Origin of the sequence: Micromonospora sp. NPDC050695 (genome assembly GCF_040654415.1) — a bacterium.
GTDB lineage: Bacteria > Actinomycetota > Actinomycetes > Mycobacteriales > Micromonosporaceae > Micromonospora.
Genome location: NZ_JBFAHZ010000123.1, coordinates 1 through 2,588 on the forward strand (window position 1 = coordinate 1; position 2,588 = coordinate 2,588).

At 67.5% G+C, this 2,588-nt stretch carries 3 protein-coding genes; all 3 read right to left on the reverse strand.

What is annotated here, in order from left to right; all coding sequences use genetic code 11:
• Positions 1-281 precede the first annotated feature (281 nt).
• Positions 282-407, reverse strand: a complete 126-nt coding sequence (locus AB0H52_RS31730) for a hypothetical protein (RefSeq protein WP_255473768.1) — start codon at positions 405-407, stop codon at positions 282-284.
• 136 nt (positions 408-543) lie between these two features.
• Positions 544-1,167, reverse strand: a complete 624-nt coding sequence (locus tag AB0H52_RS31735; protein WP_357951965.1) for a transposase — start codon at positions 1,165-1,167, stop codon at positions 544-546.
• A gap of 133 nt (positions 1,168-1,300) precedes the next feature.
• Complete coding sequence (locus tag AB0H52_RS31740; protein WP_357951967.1) at positions 1,301-2,413, reverse strand: IS630 family transposase; 1,113 nt, start codon at positions 2,411-2,413, stop codon at positions 1,301-1,303.
• Positions 2,414-2,588: the final 175 nt, after the last annotated feature.

A 2,588-nucleotide genomic window follows, 5' to 3' on the forward strand; every position in this document is an offset into this window, starting at 1 on the left:
CGTGAGAAGACCTCGTCCTAACGGAGCTTCGTCCCCATTCGACACGCCGACGTGGTGACCACTACCCACCGTAAGATGATCTTGAAACGCCCGTGCCTAAATCATAGCGATGAGAACTGCAGGTAGCGGGCCGCTCGAGGCGGCAAAATGGCTGCCGAATAGGCCGGAGGTGGCGCACTCGGGCCTCGCTGTGGTCGACTCCAGCCGAGCGGGTGCGGCCGCAGGCCCCTATGCCCGTCCTTCCCGAGAGCAGGGTTCAGGCCGGGGCCCCGGCAAAGTCGTCAGATGAGGCCGAGTATTGCCAGTGGGCGGGTGCTGCCGCGGGCGTGATGCCGGTTGGCGGCGGCGATGTTGGTGACACCGGCGGTGCGGAGCGCGCCGATGGCGGCGTTACGCAGGGCGGCCATGACCTGTGGCCCGGCGCCGGTGCGGATCTGGGAGCGGTCTTCGTCGTAGGTTACGTCGCGGACCCGTTGCGCTGTGAGGCGCTGTTGTTCGTGTGGAGGTGAGAGACCTTCGCCGCTGACCTTGTCGGGGGGTGGCTCAGGACGCGGTCAGCAGTGTTCCCAGACGTCGGCGGGTGAGCCGGGCCGCGCGGGCCGGGGTGGGGGCAGCGGTGAGGACGGTGCGGGCTTCCGGCCTGGTGAGGCCTCCGGGCAGGTGCGCCCAAGCGGACGCCGCCGCGGGGTAGTAGTCGCGTAACACCGATCGGAGCCGTCGCGCCAGTAGGGCGGCGGTGTGCAGCGCTTGTCGGTGGGCGCGGGTCATCTCTCGCGGCGCGGCGGCCTGGGGCGATACCGCCGGTGTGGGACGGTGGGCGTCTCCGTCGACCCGTAGTACGTGCGCGAGTAGATGGGCATCGCCCCGGTCGGACTTCTTGCGCTGCGCAGCGAGGCGGCTGCGGTAGTTGGCTACCTGCGTCGGGTTGAGCACGACGACCGGCTGGCCCGCCTTACGCAGGCCGGCGACCATCAGACCGCGACCAGTCTCGATTCCGATCGGGATCGACCGCCGACTGCGCCGCATCGCGGCGAGCGCGGCCAGGAGTTGGGCCAGACCGTAAACGTCGTCGGTCAGACGTAGGTGGGTGATGAGCTGACCTTCCTCGTCGACCACGGCCACGTCGTGATGACTCTCGCCCCAGTCCAGGCCCGCGTAGTACTTCATGATCGTCCAGTTCAGAGAAGGGGGCGTGGTGGTGCTGGTCGGGCGCACGGTCTCGCTTGAGGGCTCGGCGGCCCAGGATCGCAACGGGCATGGACCCGACCAGCCGGTGATTCGATGATCACCGGGCTGAACACTAGATCGACTTATGGCCGAGATCGAGTCGCGCCGATTGATTGCGGGATTTGCCCCACCTGGCCGGCCCGTCGGCGCCACCACGCGGGCCCATCCGCTCCGGTACCTTCCGGATACGCCTCGGCGGTCTAGGGTTTGTCGGGTGCCTGGTACGCAGCCGACAATGCCCCTGGCGATGCGGCCTGCCGAACCGGGTGACCAGCAAGGCCGTGCTCGCGCATTCACGCCAGGTCGGCAGGAACACCAAGTCGACCTGGTTGGCTTCGCACCAGGCGCGGACCTCGGGGTGCTTGTGCGGGGAGAAGTTGTCCAGGATGACGTGCAGCGTCTGGTCGGGCAAGCGGTGGCGCAGGGTCTTGAGGAAGCTGAGGAACTCGCGCCACCGTCTGCGGTCGCGGATGCGGTAATGCAGCCGGCCGGTGCCCAGGTCCAGGGCGGCGATCATGTGCCGGACTCCTTGGTCGCGGGTGTAGGTGGCCCGCAGCCGCACCGGCTCGCCCTGCGGTCGCCAGGCCCGGCCGGGGCGGGGTTGCAGGTTCAACGGCCCGAACCCATCAACGCAGATCACGCGCCCGTCGGCAGGTGGATGGTCGTAGAGGTCCAACACGCGGCGCATCTTCGTAGTGAAGTCGGGGTCGGTACTGGCCTTCCACGTCTTCGTGGCCTGCCAGGACACCCCGCGCTCGTGCAGGATCCGCCGGACGGTCTCCACGCTGATCGTGCTCACGCGGCCGGTGTCGATCAGGTAGTCGCGCAGCTTGGCAAGTGACCAGCAGGAGAACGGCCGGCCGAGGAAGCGGGGGTCGCACCGGGCGATGACGCAGATCCAGTCTCGGGTCTGCTCATCGATCCGTCTCGGTGCGCCCCCGCTCCATTTTGGGTGCAGCGCGTCGAACCCCCGCTCATTGAACGCGTGGATCACGTCCCGCACGTCGTCCTCGGTCACCTTGAGCAGGTAGGCGATGTCCGGCGCCGGCTGCCCCTGGGCGGACATCAGCACCACGATCGCCCGCCGCAGCTTCACCGAATCCTTCGCCCTCCGACCGATGCGCTGCAACCGCTGCCCCTCGGCCATCGACACCTGCCGGACGAACACCTCCGGGCGTCTACCCACTGGCCACCACCTCCCAAGACTCGTTGGGAGACAGCCTGCCCGACACGTCCTCAGAACTGACGGATTACACGATCAACGTTCCGGAGCCTGTCAAGTCAACTGAGACATTTTCTTGATTTTGTTTAGCTTTGTGCTGCTGGTTGGTTAAGCACAGGCGAGGCGGTGGTCTGTGCGG